Raw genomic sequence first — 18,738 nt, 5'->3', positions numbered from 1 at the left:
TCTGTCGCGCCGGCCCCCGGCCGGCTCACGACGGGGTTGTCGTTCGGTGGATCATGGTCATGATCGTGGCACGCCTCTTCGGCGTCGCGCAACGCTCCCGCAGGTCAGGTCCGCAGCTCCGCCTCCGGTGTCGCCTCGACCAGCGCGCGCGTGCAGGGGTGCTGCGGGGAGCGGAAGATCTCGTCGGACGAGCCGGTCTCGACGATACGGCCGCGCTGCATGACGGCGACACGGTCGCTGTAGAGCCGGATCACCGCCAGGTCGTGGCTGACGTGGAGGAACGAGATCCCCTGGTCGCGCTGCAGGTCGGCCAGCAGGTTGAGGATCTGGGCACGCACTGACACGTCGAGCGCCGAGGTCGGCTCGTCCGCGATGATCAGATCCGGCTTGAGGGCGAGCGCTCGTGCCACGGCGACGCGCTGGAGCTGCCCGCCGGACGCCTCGTGCGGGTAGCGCCCCAGGTAGTCGGCGCCGAGGCCGACCGACTCCAGCAGGGCGACCAGTTCGGCGGTCGACGTCGTCTCGCCGTGCGCGCGGAAGACGTTCTCCAGCGTCTGCCGCACGGTCTGCAGCGGGTTCAGCGACGCCAGCGGGTCCTGGAAGACCATGGCGACGTTGCGCCGCAGCCGCCGCAGTCCTCGCCGGCCGAGGCGGGCGACGTCCTGCCCGTCCGTACGGACGGTGCCGGACGTCGGCACCACCAGGCCGTTGGCCATCCGCGCCAGCGTGGACTTGCCCGAGCCGGACTCGCCGACCAGGCCGAGCGCCTCGCCCCGCTCGACGTGGAGCGAGACGCCGTCCACGGCGAGGAGGCCCTTGCGGCTGCGGCCGAAGCCACCGGCGATGCGGTAGCGCTTGCTGACGTCGGTCATCTCCAGGATCGGCTGGCTCACCGGGTGACCTCCTGCGGTTCGGGGAGACGATCGAGGTGGCAGGCCGCAAGGTGCACGCCGCCGCCCTCGCCGGCCGGGCGGACGGTGGGCAGCGGCACGTCCACGACACAGCGTTCGCCGACCTGGTCGGCGAAGCCGCAGCGCGGCGCGAAGGCGCAACCCGGTCCTGCGTCGCGCAGCGACGTGGGCGTGCCGGGGATGGCGCGCAGCCGCGTCCGCTCCCCACCGATGTCGAGCCGGGCGTCCAGCCGCGGCGTGGCCGCGCGGAGTCCGGCGGTGTACGGGTGGGCGGGCTGATCGAAGATGTCGCGGAGGCTGCCGTACTCGGCCTGGCGGCCGGCGTACAGCACGAGGACGTCGTCCGCCGCACTCGCCACCACCCCGAAGTCGTGGCTGATCAGGAGCATCGCCATGCCGTACTCCTGCTGGAGCCCGCGGAGCAGGGCCAGGATCTGCGCCTGCACCGTCACGTCGAGCGCGGTGGTCGGCTCGTCGGCGATGAGCAGCGCCGGCCGGTTCACCAGGGCCATCGCGATCACCGCGCGTTGCCGCATGCCGCCCGAGAACTCGTGCGGGAAGCGGCGTACGGCGTCCGCGGGCTCGGGGATGCCCACCCGGTCGAGCATCTCGACCGCACGGGCCCGCGCAGCGCGACGGGTGACCGACGGGTCGTGCAGGCGGACCGCCTGGGCGATGTGCGCGCCGATGTCGAGGTACGGGCTGAGCGCGGACATCGAGTCCTGGAACACCATGGCCACGTCGGAGCCGCGGGCCCGGCGCAGCTCGCGCTCGTCGGCGGAGAGCATCTCCCGCCCGGCGACGACGATCCGGCCCCGGGCGCTCGCCCCTCGCGGCAGGAGCCGCATGATCGCCCGGCCGGTGATCGTCTTGCCCGATCCCGACTCGCCGACCACGGCGAGTGTGCGGCCGCCGTCCAGCCTCACGGAGAGGTCCCGCACGACATCGGCGGTGACGCCGCCGCCGGTGAACGAGACGCACAGGTCCTCGACCTGGAGTACGGGGTCAGGCACGGCGGATCCTCGGGTCGAGAAGCGGCATCAGCAGGTCGGCGATCAGATTGCCGACGATGATGAGGAAGGCGGAGAAGAGCGTCACCCCGACGACGATGCTCAGGTCGGACTCGTTCACGCCGGACAGCAGCAGGTCGCCGAGCCCGTGCAGGCTGAACACCTTCTCCGCGATCACCGAGCCGCCCAGGAGCGCGGTGACGTCGAGCGCGAACATCGCCACGACCGGCACCATCACGCCGCGGACGGCGTGCCGGTTCACCCGCCGGGTCGACGCGCCGCGCGCGGTCATCGCGACGAGGTGGTCGGCCGAGAGTTCGTTGAGCAGCTGCGTGCGGGTGACCCGGATGTAGCCGGCGGCGAGGATGAACGACAGCACCATCCACGGGCCGATCAGGTGCCAGGCCCAATCCGCCGGTGACTCCGAGAACGGCACGAAGCCGGAGTACGGCAGCGCGTTGAGCATGAAGCCGAAGACCTGGACGACGAGCAGGCCGACGAGGAAGGTCGGGACCGACAGCCCGAACATCGCGAAGCCGATCGAGAACCGGTCGACGATCCCGCCCTTGCGTATCGCCGACAACGCGCCGAGGCCGATGCCCACGACGAGGCACAGGACGGCCGCGCCCAACGCGAGCGACAACGTGACGGGCAGCCGCTCGGCGATGAGCGTCGTGACGTCGCTGCGGTTCGGGAACGAGTAGCCGAAGCAGGGCGCCTGGCAGTGCACCTGCTGGGCGCCCTCGCCGTACGTACGGCCGGTGAAGAGGCCCTTCACGAACTGGGCGTACTGCCACCCCGGGCTCTGGTCGGTCTGCATGTAGGCGCCGACCTTGGCCCGGGTCTCGGGCGGACACGGCTTGCCGCACATGGCGCGGGCCGGGTCCTTCGAGGCCCCGAAGAAGAGGGCTATCGTCACGAAGGCGATCGCTAGGAGCATGAACACCGCGGTGGCCATGCGGCGGGCAATGTAGACGATCATGCAGAATCCTCCATGCGCACGTCGAGGACGTCGCGGAGCGCGTCACCGGCGAGCGTGGCGCCGAATACGATCAGGAACACCACGGCGCCCGGGAAGAGCATGTACCAGACGTCCGCGCCGCTGTAGATCCACGGCAGCGAGTCCGAAAGCAGTTTGCCGAGGTCGGGAACGTCGCCACGCAGGCCGACCCCGAGGAACGACAGTCCCGCGACCACGCTGACGTTGCCGGGCAGTGACATCGCGAACAGGACGACGACCAGGCCGAAGAGGTGCGGCAGCATCTCCCGGCGGATGATCTGCCAGGGCGCGGCACCGGTCGCCCGCGCCGCCTCGACGAAGGCGCGGGCGTTGACGGCGCCGGCCTGGGCGCCGATGATCCGGGCCGGGACGGTCCAGCCGAAGAAGGCCAGCACGAGCACGAGGACCAGGCCCCGCGGCATCTCCGGCGGCACGATCGCCATGATCGCGATGACGAACATCAGGCCCGGGAAGCCGAACATGAAGTCGATCACCCGCCCCGCGACGGCGTTGAGCCAGCCGCCGAAGTACCCGATCGCCGTACCGAGGACGGCGGCGAACGCGATCGACAGGATGCTAGCCCCGAAGGCGATGAACAGCGACGAGCGGATGCCGTAGACGATCTGGGCGAACAGGTCGACACCCGTCACCGGGACGACACCGAGCCAGTGGTCGGCGCTGACGCCACCGAAGGCGCCCAGCGGACGGCCGCCGTCCGGGTCGAGCACGTCGGTGTGCAAGGTGTTCGGATCCTGTCCCTCCATCCACACGAGCAGCGGGGCGCAGAGCCCCGCGACGAGCGGCACCACCAGCATGACCAGGCCGGCGACGCCGGACCGCTTCCGGAGGAAGCGGCCGAGGACCGAGGTGCCCCGGCCCTCCGCCTGCTGGATCTCAGCGATCGACACCGACGACCAACTCGTTCGCGAACGGCGGGTAGGCGGGGACGAAGTAGTTCATAATCTTCGAACCGGCCAGGGCCTGCGTGCGCTGCACGAGGATCGGCACGACCGGGGCGTCCTCCATGATCTGCTTGTCGATCGCGGCCCACATCTCGGCGGCCTTGTCGAGGTCCGGCTCCGCGATCGCGGCGTCGATCGCGGAGTCCACCTTGGGGTTGGAGAACTTCGAGGCGTTTCCGCCGCCGTTGCCGATCTCGCTCGACGCGAACAGCGGCTGGATGGTGCTCATGCCGCTCGGGAAGTCCGCTCCCCAGCCGTTCGTCGTCATGTCGTAGTCGCCGTCGGCGGACGAGATGAGCTCGGACCAGGTGTTGGCGTCCAGGCCCTTGAGCTCGACCTTGACGCCGACCCGCGCCAGCGAGTTCTTGATGCTCTGGGCTTCCTTCTCCTCGATCGCGCTCACGTCGGTCGGATAGGTCAGCGTGAGCTTCAGGTCGGAGACGCCGGCGGCGGCGAGCAGTTCCTTCGCCTTGTCGACGTCGCCGGTGTCACCGCCGTCGTACAGGTTGTACTCGGTGTAGCCGGGGATGCCGGGCGTCATGATGGTCGAGGCGATCTGGCCGCCGAACTTCGGGCCGCCGTACACGCTCTGCACCTCGGCCTTGTTGATCGCGTAGTTGATCGCCTGCCGCACGCGGACGTCGGACAGGCCCGGGCGCTTGACGTTCATGGCGAGGTAGCGGAAGTAGCCCGAGGGGCTGTTGGCCATGCGGCCGGAGATCGACGGGTCGGACTCGATCCGCTGGAACTGCGACGGCGAGATGAGCGCGTTGCTGATCGCGGTCCGGTCCTCGCCCTTGTCGTCGATGAGGCGCTGCACGATCGTGTCGTTGTTCAGGCCCATGTCCAGGACGATCTTGTCCGGGCCGGCGAACCGCACCTGGTCGCTGTCGGCCGTCCAGTTCGGGTTGCGGTCCAGCACCGCCTGCGCCCCCTTGCGGAAGCTCGTCACCTGGTACGGGCCGCTGGCGACCGGGTGCTCGCCGTAGGTCTCCGGCTTGGTGTCGGCGGCGGCCGGCACCGGCGCGAAGGCCGGCATGCTGACGATCCACGGCCAGTTGCCGAACGGACGCTTCAGCCGGAAGACGATCTTGTGGTCACCGGTGACCTCGATGGAGTCGAGCTCCTTGCCGTCGTACGGGCCGTCATAGTCGGTGCCGCCGACCAGCAGCGTCTTGTGGTAGCCAAGGCCACCCTGGAACATCGGCGCGAACGACCGCTCGATGCCGTACTTCACGTCCTGCGCGGTGATCGGGCTGCCGTCGGAGAACTTCAAGCCCTCCTTCAACGTGAAGGTCCACGTCTTGCCGCCGTCGTCCGTCTTTCCGGTGTCGGTGGCGAGGTCCGGCACGAGGACCGTGTCCTTGTCGGGGAGCGTCCGCCACGACGTCAGCCCGCGGTGCACCCACCGCAGCCGGCTGGTCGGCACCATCTGCGCGTTGGCGGTCTCGAAGGACTCGGTCGCGCGCCGCGAGAGGTAGTGCAGGGTCCCGCCCTTGGGCACGGACTCCAGCGGCGCCGCGTTCTTGCCCTTCGTCGGCTCGGTGGACTGCGAGGTGGACTGCGAGTTCGCGTTGCAGCCCGCCGTCACGAGGGCCAGGACGAGCGCGAGCCCTGCGGGCACCACTCTCCGGGATCGATTCGCCATAGATCGCGCTTCCTGTGAAGCGGCCCCGATCGGTCGGGTCCGCTGCTGGATCTCAGGAAGGGAGTCTGTTGGCGAGCGAGAGCACGCGTCCATCGAGGAGTTCTGCACCGGATCTTGCAGAAAATCTTAAAGATCGCGGGGATCCGCGCGCGCGGCGTCCATGATAGTCCGGCGGTCCGGGTGGCCGGAAGACCGGACTTACCCGAACCGGAGGACGGGACGACCTGCGACCGAACCGGTGGTGCCGGGCATCAGGTGCGGTCTCCGGCTCCAGGGACGATCAAGCCGGTCTCGTATGCGATGACCACGGCTTGGGCGCGGCTGGACAGCTTGAGCTTGGTCATGAGGCGGCCCAGGTGGGATTTGACGGTGGCCTCGGCGATGTTCAGGCGGGTGGCGATCTGCTGGTTGGTCAGGCCCTGGCCGACCAGGTGGAGCACGGCGGTTTCCTGGCTGGTGAGCCGGGCGAGTTCCTCGGGCCGGCGCCGGTCGGGTTCGGGCGCGGTGACGAAATGGTGGACCAGGCGCCGGGTGACGCTGGGCGCCAGCAGCACCTCGCCGCGGGCGACCGTGGCGATCGCGGCCAGCATCTGGTCGGCGGGGGTGTCCTTGAGCAGAAATCCCGAGGCGCCGGCGCGCAGGGCGGCGAAGACGTGTTCGTCCAGGTCGAAGGTGGTCAGGATGAGGATCTTCGGTGCCGGGCCGGCGGCGTGGGCGAGGATGTGGCGCGTGGCGGCGACCCCGTCCAGGTCGGGCATGCGGATGTCCATCAAGATGACATCCGGGGCGGTCGCCGCGGCCTGGGCGATGGCTTCGTGGCCGTCGGCGGCCTCGCCGACGACCGCGAGAGCGGCGTCGGTGCGGAGGAGGGCGACCAGGCCCGCGCGGACCAGGGCCTGGTCGTCGACGACCAGGACGCGGATGGTCCCGCGGCCGGTGTCGGGGCCGGTCATCGGGGTGCCCCAGGTCGTGGTGCGCTCTGCCGCGGGTGGGCCGTGGCGAAAGCGGGGTCGGTGAGTGGGGAGGCGGGCGGGTGGGCCGTGGCGAGAGCGGGGTCGGCGAGTGGGGAGGCGGGCAGGTGCGCGGTCACGGTGAAGCCGCCGTCCGTACGTGGGCCGGCGGTGAGGGTGCCGCCGTAGAGGGTGGCTCGTTCGCGCATGCCGATCAGGCCGTGCCCGTCGGCGCTGTGCCCGGTGGTGGCCGGGCCGCTGTTGCCGACCTGCAGCGTGACCGCGGCGGGCTGGTAGGTCAGGGTGAGGGTCACGTCGGCGTGTGGGGCGTGTTTGAGCACGTTGGTCAATGATTCCTGGGTGATGCGGTACAGGCACCGGTCCACGCCGGGCGGCAGCGGGCGTACCTGACCGGAGGTTTCCCGCCGGATCGACAGGCCGGACAGGCGGGAGCGTTCCAGCAGCGTGTCCAGCTGGGCCAGCCCCGGCTGCGGGGCGTAGGAGTCCTCGCCGGTGTCGGACGTGAGGCGCAGGACCGACAGCATGTTCCGGAGTTCGGCCAGCGCCTCGCGGGTGGTGGCGGCGATCGCGGTGAATGCTTCGCGTGCGGCGTCGGGCTCGGTGTCGATCAGGCGGCCGCCGGCGCCGGACTGGATCGAGACGACCGACAGGTGGTGGGCGACCACGTCGTGCAGTTCCCTGGCGATGCGCACGCGTTCTTCGGCGACCGCTCGCAGGGCTTTCTCCTCGCGTTCGATCTCCAGGTGGCGGGCGTGCTCGATGAGGTCCTGGTGGCGCAGCCGGCGGCTGCGCACCCCCTCCCCGATGGCCCAGGCCGCGCCGAGCTGAAGCGCGTTCTCGACCAGGCTCTTGACGATCGTGAAGGTCAGCCCGGACCTGATGAGGTCGGGAACGAGGATGCCCGCCATCAACACCAGGGCCAGGACGCCGTCGCGGTGGCCCTCCCGGCGGTAGGCCGCGACGGTGTAGAGGCTGACCAGCACCGGCGGGGCCTGGAATCCGTTGGGGTAGCCGGCCAGGCCGCAGCCGATCAGGCCCGCCGTGATCACCGCGAGGACGGCGATGGGGTGGCGCCTGCGCAGCACCAGCGGCGCGCTGGTGAGCACCGCCAGCAGGTACGCCAGCACGACCGGGTCATGGGCGGACAAGGCGGCCTGCGTCACCGCCAGCGCGGTCGACACACCGGCCAGCAGGCTGTCGGCGACCATCACCGGCAAGCCGCGCCACCAGCGGCCCCATCGTCGCACCACGTTCATGAGACGAAGGTAGCCGCCAGCATGACCCGCTTTGTCCTCCTTTGGGAGGAGTCGTTGTTAGGGCAGCGGTTGCAGAGAAGCGGGCGGTTGGTGTGCCGGTGGCAGGGCCCGGATCGACCTTCCGCACGATGTCCAGGGGCTGCTCAGGCCCCTAGTTTTGGATACGGCCGGTGATCAGTGATCAACAGGGGGCACCCCTGAGACCGGACACCTCACTACCGGAGCGTCGAAATCCGACGCGCGCCGGATCCGCAGGAAACAACCCCCTTCACCAAGGAACGACGCATGCTCCTCAGCAAGAGTGGAACGGCTGCCGCAGTGGCACTCACGGCCGGAATCGGATTGGGCGCCGCCGGACCGGCGCAGGCGGCCACCCCCCTGGACCGCTTCCACCATCAGACGATCACCTGGCGCGCCTGCGCAACCGGACCCGGCGATCAGATGGGCGCACAGATGGACGCCGCCGGTGCTCGATGCGCCACCGTTCTGGTCCCGATGGACTACCGCAACCCACAGGGGCGGACCCTTACCATCGCGATCTCCCGGACCAAGGCCACCGATTCCTCCCGGCGCCGCGGCGTCTTGCTGCTCAACCCCGGCGGGCCGGGAGGCTCCGGCCTCCCGATGACGCTGCTGGGCAAGGAGATGCCCGAGGTCGCGGCCCGTTACGACCTGGTGGGCATGGACCCCCGATTCGTCGGCCGCAGCACACCGATCAGCTGCCGGTGGCAGACCGACACCTTCCTCCGCTCCGCGGGACCCGACCGGCGTGCCTTCGACGAGGGGGTGCGCCTGGCCGAACAGTTGGCGGCGGGCTGCGCCAAGGGCAATCTCCAGACCCTGCCGTACGCCACGACCAGGAACACCGCACGCGACATGGACGTGATCCGGGCCGCGCTCGGCGAGCAGAAGCTGTCCTACCTCGGCTATTCCTACGGCACCTACCTGGGTGCGACCTACCTGCAGATGTTCGGCTCGCGGGCCGACCGGGTGGTGCTCGACAGCGCCGTCGACCCGCGGGTGTACGGCCCGCGCATGTTCTCCCGCGCCGCCCCCGCGATGGACGCCGCGCTGCGCCGCTGGGCGTCCTGGGCCGCGTCACATGACAAGGAGTACGGGCTGGGCGGGACCCGTGACGCCGTCCTGGCGACCGTGGAGAAGATCAACCGGCATCCCGTGAAGATCGGCGCATACCGCGTCGATGCCCATGTCGTGCCGTACTGGCTGTTCGCACGCCTCTACAGCGACGGCCCGCAGTCCTATGCCGTCCTCGCCGAGGAGGCGCGGGCGCTGAGCCGCGGCGGCGAGGCACCGCCGCCCGCCTCCCTGAAGGAATTCCTCGACGGCCTGTTCACCGGTTCCGGAGCGGCCTCGGACCGGGCGGGCACGGCGATCCTGTGCGGTGACCGGGCCGCACCCCGCGACCCGGCGACCTACTACCGCGACATCCAGCGGCACCGCACCGCCGAACCACTGTTCGGGCCGCTCGTCCGCAACATCTCCCCGTGCGCGTTCTGGCCGGTCAAGCCGCTTGAAGCGCCCACGAGGGTCGGCAACTCCGTACCGGCGTTGATCGTCGGCGCGGCCGGCGACCCCGCGACGCCCCATCCGGGCCAGCAGGCCATGCACCGGGCGCTGACCGGCTCCCGCATGATCACCTTGAACGACGCCTTCCGCCACGGCGTCTACCTCGCGGCGGGCAACGCCTGCGTCGACACCAAGGTCACCAGCTACCTGGTCGACGGTGTCCTGCCCGGTAAGGACGTCACCTGCGGCCGCCCGGCCGTCTGACACGTTCGCGCCCCACCACCAGCCGTCCCGGCCGGAAGGGCCTCATCGTCCTCGGCGACCTGTTCCGGCGAGCCGCGGCCCTTCCAGGAGCGGCAGGCCCGCCGCGTACCGCCGGAAGAAGCCGGCGGTCGGGGTGTTCGCGGTCGCGACGGCGTCCGGGGTGCCCTCCGCGACCACCGCGCCCCCGTCCGGACCGGCTCCCGGCCCCAGGTCGATCACCCAGTCCGCGGACGCGGCGACGGGGATGTCATGTTCGGCCACGACGACGGTGTTGCCCGAGTCGAGCAACACGTCGAACGCGTCCACCACCCGCTGGACGTCAGAGGGGTGCAGGCCCGAGACGGGTTCGTCGAGAACGACAAGACCGGCCTTGCGGCCCGCGGCGCCGCGCTGGATGGCGGAGGCCAGCTTCAGCCGCTGCGCCTCGCCGCCGGACAACTCCGTGGCGCTCTGGCCGAGCTGCAGATAGCCGAGCCCGACCTGGTTCAGGGCTCCCAGGGTTTCGGCGAGTTGCCGAGGTTCGGAGAACTGCTCCACCGCCTCGGCGACGGTCAGCTCCAGCACCTGATCGATGGCCAGTCCCTGGTACTTGATCTCCAGGGCCTCCGGCGTGTAGCGCCGCCCCTGGCACGCGTCGCAGACCACCCACACATCCGGCAGGAAGTGCATGTCGACCAGCTTGCGGCCATAGCCGGTGCAGGGTTCGCAGCGGCCACCGCCCGCGGTGTTGAAGCTGAACCAGGACGCGTTGACCCCACGTGCGCGGGCCATGTCGGTACCGGCGAACAGCTTACGGACGACGTCGAACGCCTTGCTGTAGGTGGCCGGGTTGGATCGCGGCGTGCGCCCGAGCGGTTCTTGATCGACGACGGCGACCCAGTCGAACCCCTCCAGGCCGGTCACCTGGCGCACGGTGTCGATCGTCGTCCCGTTCAAAGCGGCCTCCACGCTCGCCGCGAGCGCGCCGAGCAGGCTGCTCTTGCCGCTGCCGCTCACCCCGGTCAGGCAGGTGAGCCGGCCGGCGGGGAAACGCACCACGTCTGCGGTCACGTTGTGCGCACGCAGGCCGTGCAGCTCCACCCAGCCGGTGTCATCCCCGGCCGGACGGCGGGTCCGGCGCAGCCGTGGCCCCTCACCGGCCAGGTAGCGTCCGGTCAGTGACGTGGGGTGGGCGGCCGCGTCGGCGGGAAGCCCCGACACCAGGATCTCACCGCCGAGGCGGCCCGCGCCGGGCCCCAGGTCGATCACCCAGTCGGCCCGGGCGATCAGTTCGGGGTCGTGCTCGACCAGGAGCACGGTGTTGCCGGCCTCGCGCAGCTCCAGGGCGATGTCGAGCAGGTGCGCCTTGTCCGCCGGATGCAGCCCGGTCCCGGGCTCGTCCAGGACGAAGACGATGCCGCTCAGCTCGGTGCTGAGCTGCGCGGCGAGCCGCGTTCGCTGCAACTCGCCTCCCGACAGTGTCGCCGCGCTCCGGGACAGCTGGAGGTGGGCCAGGCCGAGGCGGTCGAGGATCCCGAGTCTGCGGCCCAGGTCCTGCAGCAGCGGCTCGCCCACCTCGCGCTGCCGGGCGTCCAGGTCGCCGGCCACCCGCTCGGCCCAGCCGCGTACCTCCCGTACGTCCACCTGGAGCAGGTCGGAAAAGGTCAGCCCGCCGAGCCGCACGGACCGGGCCACCTGGTCGTACCCGCTGCCGCCGCAGGTGCCGCACGGCTGCTTGCGCATGTACGGCAGGTAGCGCTGCTTGGCGCTGGCGGTCTGGGCGTTCAGGAACACCCGCTCCACCTCGGCCAGCGCACCCCGCAGCGGCTGGCTGGAGGTGTAGGTCACCGAGACCGTCTCCTTCTTGCTGGTCATGTCGACGGTCGCCTCGACCTTCTCCTCACCTGTGCCGTACAGCACGCAGTGGCGGAACTCCTCCGGCAGCGACCGCCACGGCAGGCCGAGGTCCACGCCGCGCTTGTCGGCGAGCGCCGGCACGAACGCGTGCTCCCCCGACCGCCACCTGGCGTACCAGGGCGAGGCCCCCTCGAAGAGGGGAAGCTCCGGACGGGTGATGATGAGGTCCTCCTGCGCCTGCCAGCGCCCGCCCACGCCGTGACAGTCCGCGCAGCTGCCTTCCGGGGTGTTGCGGTCGAAGTGAGCGGTCGTCAGATGCCCGTTGACGCTCTGCGCCGCCGGGTCCGCGCCGATCCCCGGCAGGCGCGAGTACAGCAGTCCGAGATGCCCGTCGATGCCGGTGATCGTCGCGACCGTGGACCGGGGGTTGCGGTTCAGGCGGCGCTGGTCGACTGCGAGCGTCGCGCCGAGTCCCAGAATGCGGTCGACCTTCGGCCGATTGCGCTGGGTGATGTACTGCCGTACGAACGGCGAAAGCCCCTCCAGGTAGCGCAGCTGGGCCTCGTTGTGCAGGGTGTCGATGGCCAGCGAGGTCTTGCCGCTGCCGCTCACCCCGGTGAAGGCGGTGAGCCACCCCTTGGGGATGCTCACCGACACGTCCCGCAGATTGTTGGTACGAGCCCCCACCACCTCGATGGCCTCTCGCCCCAAACTGGCGACGTCCCGTACGAACGCAGTCAACCTTGATCCACCCTCTCGCAACACAGCAGAACACAGGCGGACGGACTCCCGCCCATGTCGAACAAGTCGATTCCGCCACTACGCGGCCGTTTGATCAGCTCCCTCGGCGCCTGGCCGGTCCAGATTCGGCCCATGCCGCAGATCAAGACCGGGACACCCCGGCGAGCTTGTCGATGCCTGAGTACGCGAGCAGGTACGGCCAGTCCGCCGCCGGCTTCCCGTCCTCGGGGTTGCGGATCTCCACTGTGCCGTGCGTGGACACGCCCAGATCCTCACCGCGCAGGTGTGCGGCGCCGGCGGCGGGACGGGCGGCCGGGTGACGGGCCTTGGCGGCGCTGCGCGCTGTGCCGATTCGGGTGATCTGCTCCACGGTCAGGGTGTTCGCGGTGACGATCGGGCGGAGGTGCGAGGTGGAGCGGGACAGGGAGGCTTCGAGGAGAGTCTGAAGCTCCTTGAGCTCCTTGAGCTCCTTGAGCTCCTTGAGCTCCTTGAGCTCCTTGAGCTCCTCGGGCGTTTCGCGCATTGAGGTCCTTGTCTATCCATGAGGCCCCCGGTCCGCACCCACATCGGCGCCGACCGGTGCATTGAGGATCACTCAGAAACCCGACGCCTTGTGTCATGTTTTCATCCCTGTCCTGTCCCGGGACATGGTGCTGACGGGCGGAGGTGGAGGTGGTGACCGGCGTCGGCGACCACTCGCGCTTCTGTGTGATCGCCACGGCGGTGGTGCGGGCCACCGGCCGTGCTGTCTGCCTGGCCTTCGTCGAGGCGTCGCGGGGGTTCGAGGCGCCGGGCGAGGTGCTGACCGACAACGGCTCCTGCTACCGCACCCTGCTGGAGGAATGTGCCCACGCCCGGCCCTGCGCCTCAGAGATCGAACGCCGCCAAGTCCTGCCGTACTGGCTGCACACCTGCAATCACCACCGCGGCCACTCCGCACTGGCAGGTGTGCCACCAGCCGGCCGCGTACTCGACCTCACGGGAGAGAACGGCTAGACGTCGTCGTCCGGGCGTAGGGCGTTCAGGACCGCAGAAGTGTCCAGGTAGAACGGGTGTATCTCGGTGATGCGATCATCCTTGATCGTCATCAGCTGCATCACCGAGGTCTCCAAGGCCCGGCCGGTGGCGCGGGCGCGCAGGATGCCGCGGTTCCAGACCACGACACTGTCGCCGTCGACCACATACTTCTGCTCCAGGAACTCCAGGGACTGCCATGCCTCGCTCATGGCGGCCATGAACTGCTCGATGCCGCTCGGTCCGTGCCAGGTCCCCCCGTAGGGCAGGGAGTCCGCCTGGTACATCACGACCTCTGGGTCCAGGCACTCGGCAAGCTCACCGAAATCGGCCTTGCCGAAGCCCCCTGCGGCGATATAGGCGACTTCCGCCCGATAGAACCTCTCCAGCACTGCCAGCGAGCTCCTGCCCTCGTCGCCCCCCGAAGCCGGACCGTCATTCGTCATTGCTTCTGCCATCATGCGCTCATCATGTCCGTCCCCGACAGGATGCATCCGGCGGAAATCGGACCTGTAGGCGGCAAGCCCGCCACCGACGACCGGCCCGCACCACTGGACGCGGCGTCCTCCCTCCGGGCGGGGACATTACGCCTGCCGATGATTACATCCGCCCAGGTCACGGCCATCTGGAGGCTTCGCGTCGCGGGACGAGCTCCAACCGCCGGGAGAGGGCGAACGCATACGGCATGATCGGCCGTGCTCCTTCGTCTGACCGTCATCGAGCACACCAGCAGACGGATCCGCGTGCCGCTCGTCCGCGACCGATCGAAGGAGTAACGCATGAATCCCGCGCGCATCGGCGATCTCCCGGCCCCGGCGGAACAGGTAGGCGGCCAGCGGTGTGCTGCCCCGCCCAGCGCACGCGCCGGGGCGCGCCTGGGATCAGGCGGCGAGGCCGAGGGCTTGGGCCACGGCCGAGGTGGCCGAACTGGTTTCCGTCGCGGTGTAGCCGCCGCGCAGGGAGGCGTCCTGGTCTTTCAGGCCGTTGCCGCTCAGCGTGATCACGATCCGCTGGCCCGGCGCGAGGTTGCCCCGGGCGTGCTGGTCGAGGAGGCCGGCGATCCCGGCGGCCGAGGCGGGCTCGGCGAAGACGCCGTCGCGCCTCGCGACCAGCTCGTACGCCTCGAAGATCTGCGCGTCGGTCACCGCGGCGATCAGCCCGCCGGACCGGTCGCGGGCGTCGAGCGCGCCGTCCCAGGTGGCCGGGCTGCCGATGCGGATCGCGCTCGCCGCGGTCTCGGGATCGGCGACCGGCGTGCCGTGGACGAGCGGCGCGGCCCCCGCCGCCTGGAAGCCCCACATGCGCGGCGACCGGCCGGACAGCCCCTCCTGCTCGTAGGCGCGGTAGCCGCCCCAGGTGGCGGTGATGTTGCCGCCGTTCCCGACGGGCAGGCAGTGGATGTCGGGCGCGTCGCCGAGCGCGTCCACGATCTCGTAGGCGACCGTGCGCTGCCCCGCCAGGCGCAGCTCGTTGCCGACCGAGTTGACCAGCGCGATCGGGTGGTGGGCGGCGAGTTCGCGGGCGACGCGCAGGCAGTCGTCGAACGTGCCGTCGATCTCGACGATCCGCGCGCCGTAACGGACCGCCTGCCCCAGCTTGGCGAGCGCGACCCGCCCCTTCGGCACGAGCACGGCGGCCGTCAGCCCGGCGCGCGCGGCGTAGGCGGCGGCCGAGGCGCTGGTGTTGCCGGTGGAGGCGCACACGGCAAGCTCGGCGCCGGCCTCGGCGGCCCTGCTGATCGCCACGGTCATCCCACGGTCCTTGAACGACCCCGTGGGGTTGGCGCCCTCGACCTTCAGCCAGACCTCGCAGCCGGTCACCGCGGACAGGTGCGCCGAGCGCAGCAGCGGGGTGTTGCCCTCGTTGAGCGAGACGGCGGGCGTGTCGATGGTGACCGGGAGCCAGCGCCGGTAGCCGCTGTCGATCAGTCCGTTCCAGGTACTCATACCGGTGACCGTAACATTCGTTTCATTGACTCCGCCACGTGTAACATTTGTCAGCATGGATGAGGATCCGGTGACGAGCCGGCTCAGCGCGGTCTACCCCGAGCTGCCACCGGGCGAGCGGGCCGTCGTGCGGGCGCTGCTCGACGACCACCCCTTCGCCGCGCTCGGCTCGCTGCGCGCGCTCGCCGAGCGTGCCGGGGTCAGCCCGCCGACCGCCTCCCGGCTGTTCGACCGGCTCGGGTACGCGGGATTCGCCGGGTTCCAGGCGGCCGTGCGCGACGGCGTCCGCGACCGGTCGCGCCTACGCGAGTTCGTCGCCCGTCCGCCCGGCACCCAGCGGGCCGCCGAAGACCTGCGTGCCGGGCTCGACAGCACCCTCGCCGTCGTCACCGAGCCCCTGCTCGACGCCGTCGGCGACCTGCTGGCCGGAGCCGCGTCGGTCTGGGCGCTCGGCGGGCCGCTCAGCGAGCTGGCCGCCGAATACCTGATCAGGCAGCTCGCCGGCCTGCGTCCGGGGGCGCATCGGGTGCCCGACCCGGCGTCCGCGCGTGCCCGTACGCTGCTCGACCTGGGCGGTTCTGCGGCCGTGGTCGCGTACGACTTCCAGCGCTACTCCCCCGCGACGGCCCGCTTCACCGAGGCCGCGTGCGCCCGCGGGGCGCGGCTGGCGCTGATCACCGACGCCGGGGAGTCGCCGCTCGCGGCGCGGGCGGAGGTGCTGATCAGGCTGCCGCGCGAGGCCGCCGGGCCGATCGCGCCGCTCGCGCACCAGATCGCCGTCACCGAGCTGCTGCTGGTCGCCGTGGCGGCCCGCCTCGCCCCCGCCGGACGCCTGGCCGACCTCGACGCGCTCACCGAGATGTTGTGAACCGCTACGACGCGGCCAGCAGCAGCCGCGACACCTCCCGGCCTCGCGCCTCGTGGTGGAGGAGCAGCTTGGCGATCTCGCCGCGATGCCGGTCGGAGACGGGTCGACCCAGGCGATGCCGATCCCAGTATGTCGGGTGTCCAGCAGGCAGGCCGCCATGTGCCGATTCGTTCCAGGACCAGGGCCTCCAAGAACGCCTGAAGGGGTTGCGCGAGAGATCGCACCAAGCGCGGTGGATCGACTCCAGCGCTTGCTGACAGCCCTGGAGGGTGAAGCGGCTGCGGCGGACGGCGAGGGCGTTGCGCGGCATGGATGGTCCCCGAATCCCGCGCCGCCCGGCCGGCGCGGTCCGAAGGGTCGGCGTGACGCACAGGGTCGACACGGGTTGCCTTCACGCGAGGAGGAGCGACGTTCCTCTTCCGCCCTTCGGTGGCACTTGGCCGGGAAGGCCACAGGCTCGGTGTCCGCGGCACCGTGAGTCCCGCTCCAGGGTTGAGGATCTCTCATCCCTGGAGCAGTTATGGCCGAACACGCCTGCCTAGACCGAGAGGTCAACAGCAAGGACCAAGCGGAGTCTGCCACTTGTGGCGTGACAGATACCCGCCCCGGGGCGTCACCGCGAAGCGTCCAATGGAGAGGATTCGTCGCCGTTGTTGTGGGCGCGTTGAGTGATGGTGCGGTCGAGGCCGTCGAGGAGGGTGAGGAGGCCGAATTCGCGGGTGGTGGTGGTTGAGTGGATGGCCACGGTGGTGGCCAGCAGCGGGAAGCGGCTGGCGTTGAGGAGTAGCAGGTCACGCATGATGGGGGCGGCGCTGCCGTCCGTCCAGGTCTGAGTGCCTTGGGTGGCGGCCGGGTGGGTGGCGCGGATGTGGTGGGACACCATCATGACCACGTCGAGTCGTTCGCGTTCGGTCAGGGGGGTGTCGGTGAGGGCGCTGAGGGCTGTTTCGGTCCATGCGGTCTCACGTGGGCCCATGACGCGGTCGCCCACGGTGACCGACGGCAGCCAGGGGTGGCGCCGCCAGGCGGTGGACAGTCCGCGGGCGTACTCCTCCAGCTTGGCCCGCCAGCCGGCCGCCCCGCTCAGGTCTGGGGGTGTGCCGACCGCCGCCTCGATCATGATGGCCATCAGCTCTGTCTTGCCGTTGACGTAGCGGTACAGGGCCATCTTGGTGAGGCCGAGCTCGGCGGCGATGCGGTGCATGGAGACCGCCTCCAGGCCCTCGGTATCGGCGACCTTGACGGCGGTGTCGGCCAGCCGGGCGAGGTCGAAGGCGGGCCTGGGGCCTCTGTTGCGCGGCCTGCGCAGGCCCCACAACAGTTCGGCCAGTGTCCTCGGATCCTCGTTGACCGCCACGTCGCCTCCCGCTTGCCATCCGCCAAAACTGTCTCTACCGTACACAGTGTTCTGGGGACACAGTTAGTCTCCGGACCCGGGCGCAGGCCGTGGCCGAGAGGCCACGCCGTGAACCAAGGAGTGGGCCATGTCCAAGTCAGTGCTCGACATGTCGATGTCCCTCGACGGGTACATCGCCGATCCCAACGACTTCCTCGGCGGCGACGATGGCGAGCGGCTGCACAAGTGGGCTGACTCGGACCAGCATCCCGGGCCGGTCAAGCAGTTCCAGGACGAATGGAACGGAGCTGGTGCGATCCTCGCGGGACGGCGGACCGCTGAGCTCATGGACCACTGGGGCGGCTCTCACGGCGGTCTGCCGATCTTCGTCCCCAGCCACCGGCCGCCGGGCCCGGCCGCCAGGTGGGGCTATCCGCTGGTGACCTACGTGAACGACGGGATCGAAAGCGCGATGGCGCAGGCGAAGGCCGCCGCCGGGGAACGGGACGTCCAGATTCGTGGTGGCGCGTACACGGTGCAGCAGGCCCTTCAGGCCGGGGTGCTGGATGAAGTGCAGATCCACCACATCCCAGTACTCCTGGGCGCAGGGCGCCGGCTGTTCGACGTCCTGCCGTCGGAGATCGAGTTGGAGATCATTCAGGTGATCGACACCCCAGAGGCCACCCACATCCGCTACCGCGTCCGCCGCTGAGCCGATCGGCCACGGACCGGGCTGGGCGTTACTGGGCCTTCCCCCCACGGTGTGAGCCCCCTGACCACCCTGGATCATGGAGATCTGGGGGTGAGAGGGCCCTCTGGGGCGGCTGGTGCCCGATGCCGGCCCAGTAGCCTCCGGTGCCGGGCTTGAAGATGAGAACCGGCGGCTGCGTACGAAGGTGCGGGAACTGGAGGCCGAGCGGGACATCCTGCGCCGGGCGGCCAAGCATTTCGCGGGAGAGACGAACTGGTGAGCCGCTTTCAGTTCGTTGACGATCACCGGAAGCTCTGTCGCCGGCGAGGTCTTCCCCGCGATGTTGTTCTCCTACCGGCAGTACGCCAACGCGTCAACGAGATCGCCGCCCTCGCCGAGCAGGCCGCAGGCGAGCGCCGGCAGCAGCTCACCGACGAACTCCTCGCCCCGTGGCACGTCCTCGCCGAGGCTCTGCTCAACCGCTACGAATCCGCCATGAGCGAGCACGCTGGACGCCTCGGTAGCCCCGCCCAGGCCGAGGCCCGCCTGAGGAGCGCACTGCGGAGTCACTGACCTGGGAGAACCCGTAATCGCCGAATTCCGTTCCAATCTCTCTGCCCCCCGAAGCCTCCCTGATCGCGGGGTGAAGGAGCCGATCCTTGCATGGTGCCGTCGCCGAGCGGCAGTTTCGCGTGCTGAGGCCCCCACTCGTGTCATTCCGATGGCGCACTGTTCCTTCAGTCCGGAGGGCCGCTCT

Annotated in this window: 16 protein-coding genes and 2 pseudogenes; 5 read left to right on the top strand and 13 right to left on the bottom strand. The window is 70.3% G+C overall.

What is annotated here, in order from left to right; all coding sequences use genetic code 11:
- Positions 1-104 precede the first annotated feature (104 nt).
- From AB0C33_RS36490 to AB0C33_RS36460, 7 genes are all read right to left on the bottom strand, one after another.
- A complete protein-coding gene (locus tag AB0C33_RS36490) occupies positions 105-893 on the bottom strand; it encodes an ATP-binding cassette domain-containing protein (RefSeq protein WP_358295979.1) in 789 nt (262 codons plus the stop codon).
- Entirely contained in the window at positions 890-1,924 is a 1,035-nt protein-coding gene (locus AB0C33_RS36485) for an ABC transporter ATP-binding protein (protein ID WP_358295975.1), read from the bottom strand. The genes AB0C33_RS36490 and AB0C33_RS36485 overlap by 4 nt, the downstream gene beginning before the upstream one ends.
- On the bottom strand, positions 1,917-2,903 hold the full coding sequence (locus AB0C33_RS36480; RefSeq protein WP_358295972.1) for an ABC transporter permease: 987 nt from the start codon (positions 2,901-2,903) through the stop codon (positions 1,917-1,919). Before AB0C33_RS36480 ends, AB0C33_RS36485 begins: the two co-directional genes overlap by 8 nt.
- Positions 2,900-3,829, bottom strand: coding sequence for an ABC transporter permease (locus AB0C33_RS36475; protein ID WP_358295969.1), 930 nt, complete (start codon positions 3,827-3,829; stop codon positions 2,900-2,902). The genes AB0C33_RS36480 and AB0C33_RS36475 overlap by 4 nt, the downstream gene beginning before the upstream one ends.
- Entirely contained in the window at positions 3,816-5,531 is a 1,716-nt protein-coding gene (locus AB0C33_RS36470) for an ABC transporter substrate-binding protein (protein WP_358295966.1), read from the bottom strand. The genes AB0C33_RS36475 and AB0C33_RS36470 overlap by 14 nt, the downstream gene beginning before the upstream one ends.
- Before the next feature lie 251 nt (positions 5,532-5,782).
- Complete coding sequence (locus tag AB0C33_RS36465) at positions 5,783-6,484, bottom strand: response regulator transcription factor (protein ID WP_358295963.1); 702 nt, start codon at positions 6,482-6,484, stop codon at positions 5,783-5,785.
- The gene (locus tag AB0C33_RS36460; protein ID WP_358295960.1) at positions 6,481-7,758 is read right to left on the bottom strand and encodes a sensor histidine kinase; all 1,278 of its coding nucleotides are present in this window, start codon (positions 7,756-7,758) and stop codon (positions 6,481-6,483) included. The genes AB0C33_RS36465 and AB0C33_RS36460 overlap by 4 nt, the downstream gene beginning before the upstream one ends.
- A 495-nt stretch (positions 7,759-8,253) precedes the next feature.
- Here AB0C33_RS36460 and AB0C33_RS36455 point away from each other — a divergent pair, with 495 nt between their 5' ends.
- Positions 8,254-9,549, top strand: coding sequence for an alpha/beta hydrolase (locus tag AB0C33_RS36455; protein WP_358295957.1), 1,296 nt, complete (start codon positions 8,254-8,256; stop codon positions 9,547-9,549).
- Between the two features lie 42 nt (positions 9,550-9,591).
- Here AB0C33_RS36455 and AB0C33_RS36450 read toward each other — a convergent pair whose 3' ends face one another.
- Both AB0C33_RS36450 and AB0C33_RS36445 read right to left on the bottom strand, forming a co-directional pair.
- A complete protein-coding gene (locus AB0C33_RS36450) occupies positions 9,592-12,126 on the bottom strand; it encodes an excinuclease ABC subunit UvrA (RefSeq protein ID WP_358295954.1) in 2,535 nt (844 codons plus the stop codon).
- 142 nt (positions 12,127-12,268) lie between these two features.
- Positions 12,269-12,649 (bottom strand): hypothetical protein, encoded by a 381-nt coding sequence (locus AB0C33_RS36445; RefSeq protein ID WP_358295951.1) that lies wholly within the window; start codon positions 12,647-12,649, stop codon positions 12,269-12,271.
- Positions 12,650-12,789: 140 nt separating this feature from the next.
- On the opposite strand from AB0C33_RS36445, the pseudogene AB0C33_RS36440 reads away from it, so the two are divergent.
- Positions 12,790-12,942 (top strand): annotated as a pseudogene (locus AB0C33_RS36440) (IS481 family transposase); the annotation flags it as partial.
- A 176-nt stretch (positions 12,943-13,118) separates the two neighbouring features.
- Here AB0C33_RS36440 and AB0C33_RS36435 read toward each other — a convergent pair.
- Both AB0C33_RS36435 and thrC read right to left on the bottom strand, forming a co-directional pair.
- A complete protein-coding gene (locus AB0C33_RS36435; RefSeq protein ID WP_358295948.1) occupies positions 13,119-13,601 on the bottom strand; it encodes a nuclear transport factor 2 family protein in 483 nt (160 codons plus the stop codon).
- Between the two features lie 420 nt (positions 13,602-14,021).
- Positions 14,022-15,086 carry a threonine synthase gene (thrC, locus tag AB0C33_RS36430; RefSeq protein ID WP_358295945.1) on the bottom strand — a complete coding sequence of 355 codons (1,065 nt, stop codon included), beginning with the start codon at positions 15,084-15,086 and terminating at the stop codon, positions 14,022-14,024.
- Between the two features lie 55 nt (positions 15,087-15,141).
- Between thrC and AB0C33_RS36425 the strand changes: the two genes are divergently transcribed.
- Complete coding sequence (locus AB0C33_RS36425) at positions 15,142-15,954, top strand: MurR/RpiR family transcriptional regulator (protein WP_358295942.1); 813 nt, start codon at positions 15,142-15,144, stop codon at positions 15,952-15,954.
- A gap of 4 nt (positions 15,955-15,958) precedes the next feature.
- Here AB0C33_RS36425 and AB0C33_RS36420 read toward each other — a convergent pair whose 3' ends face one another.
- Together AB0C33_RS36420 and AB0C33_RS36415 are read right to left on the bottom strand one after the other, a co-directional pair.
- Positions 15,959-16,264, bottom strand: a complete 306-nt coding sequence (locus AB0C33_RS36420) for a hypothetical protein (protein WP_358295939.1) — start codon at positions 16,262-16,264, stop codon at positions 15,959-15,961.
- Between the two features lie 303 nt (positions 16,265-16,567).
- Positions 16,568-17,311 carry a TetR/AcrR family transcriptional regulator gene (locus AB0C33_RS36415; protein ID WP_358295937.1) on the bottom strand — a complete coding sequence of 248 codons (744 nt, stop codon included), beginning with the start codon at positions 17,309-17,311 and terminating at the stop codon, positions 16,568-16,570.
- A 127-nt stretch (positions 17,312-17,438) separates the two neighbouring features.
- On the opposite strand from AB0C33_RS36415, the gene AB0C33_RS36410 reads away from it, so the two are divergent.
- Together AB0C33_RS36410 and AB0C33_RS36405 are read left to right on the top strand one after the other, a co-directional pair.
- The gene (locus AB0C33_RS36410) at positions 17,439-18,002 is read left to right on the top strand and encodes a dihydrofolate reductase family protein (RefSeq protein WP_192783973.1); all 564 of its coding nucleotides are present in this window, start codon (positions 17,439-17,441) and stop codon (positions 18,000-18,002) included.
- A gap of 124 nt (positions 18,003-18,126) precedes the next feature.
- Positions 18,127-18,287 (top strand): annotated as a pseudogene (locus tag AB0C33_RS36405) (IS3 family transposase); the annotation flags it as partial.
- Positions 18,288-18,738: the final 451 nt, after the last annotated feature.

Source organism: Nonomuraea sp. NPDC048881, assembly GCF_040649795.1.
GTDB lineage: Bacteria > Actinomycetota > Actinomycetes > Streptosporangiales > Streptosporangiaceae > Nonomuraea.
Note: the sequence above shows the minus strand (reverse complement) of the source record. Positions and strands in the feature narration are given on the sequence as shown.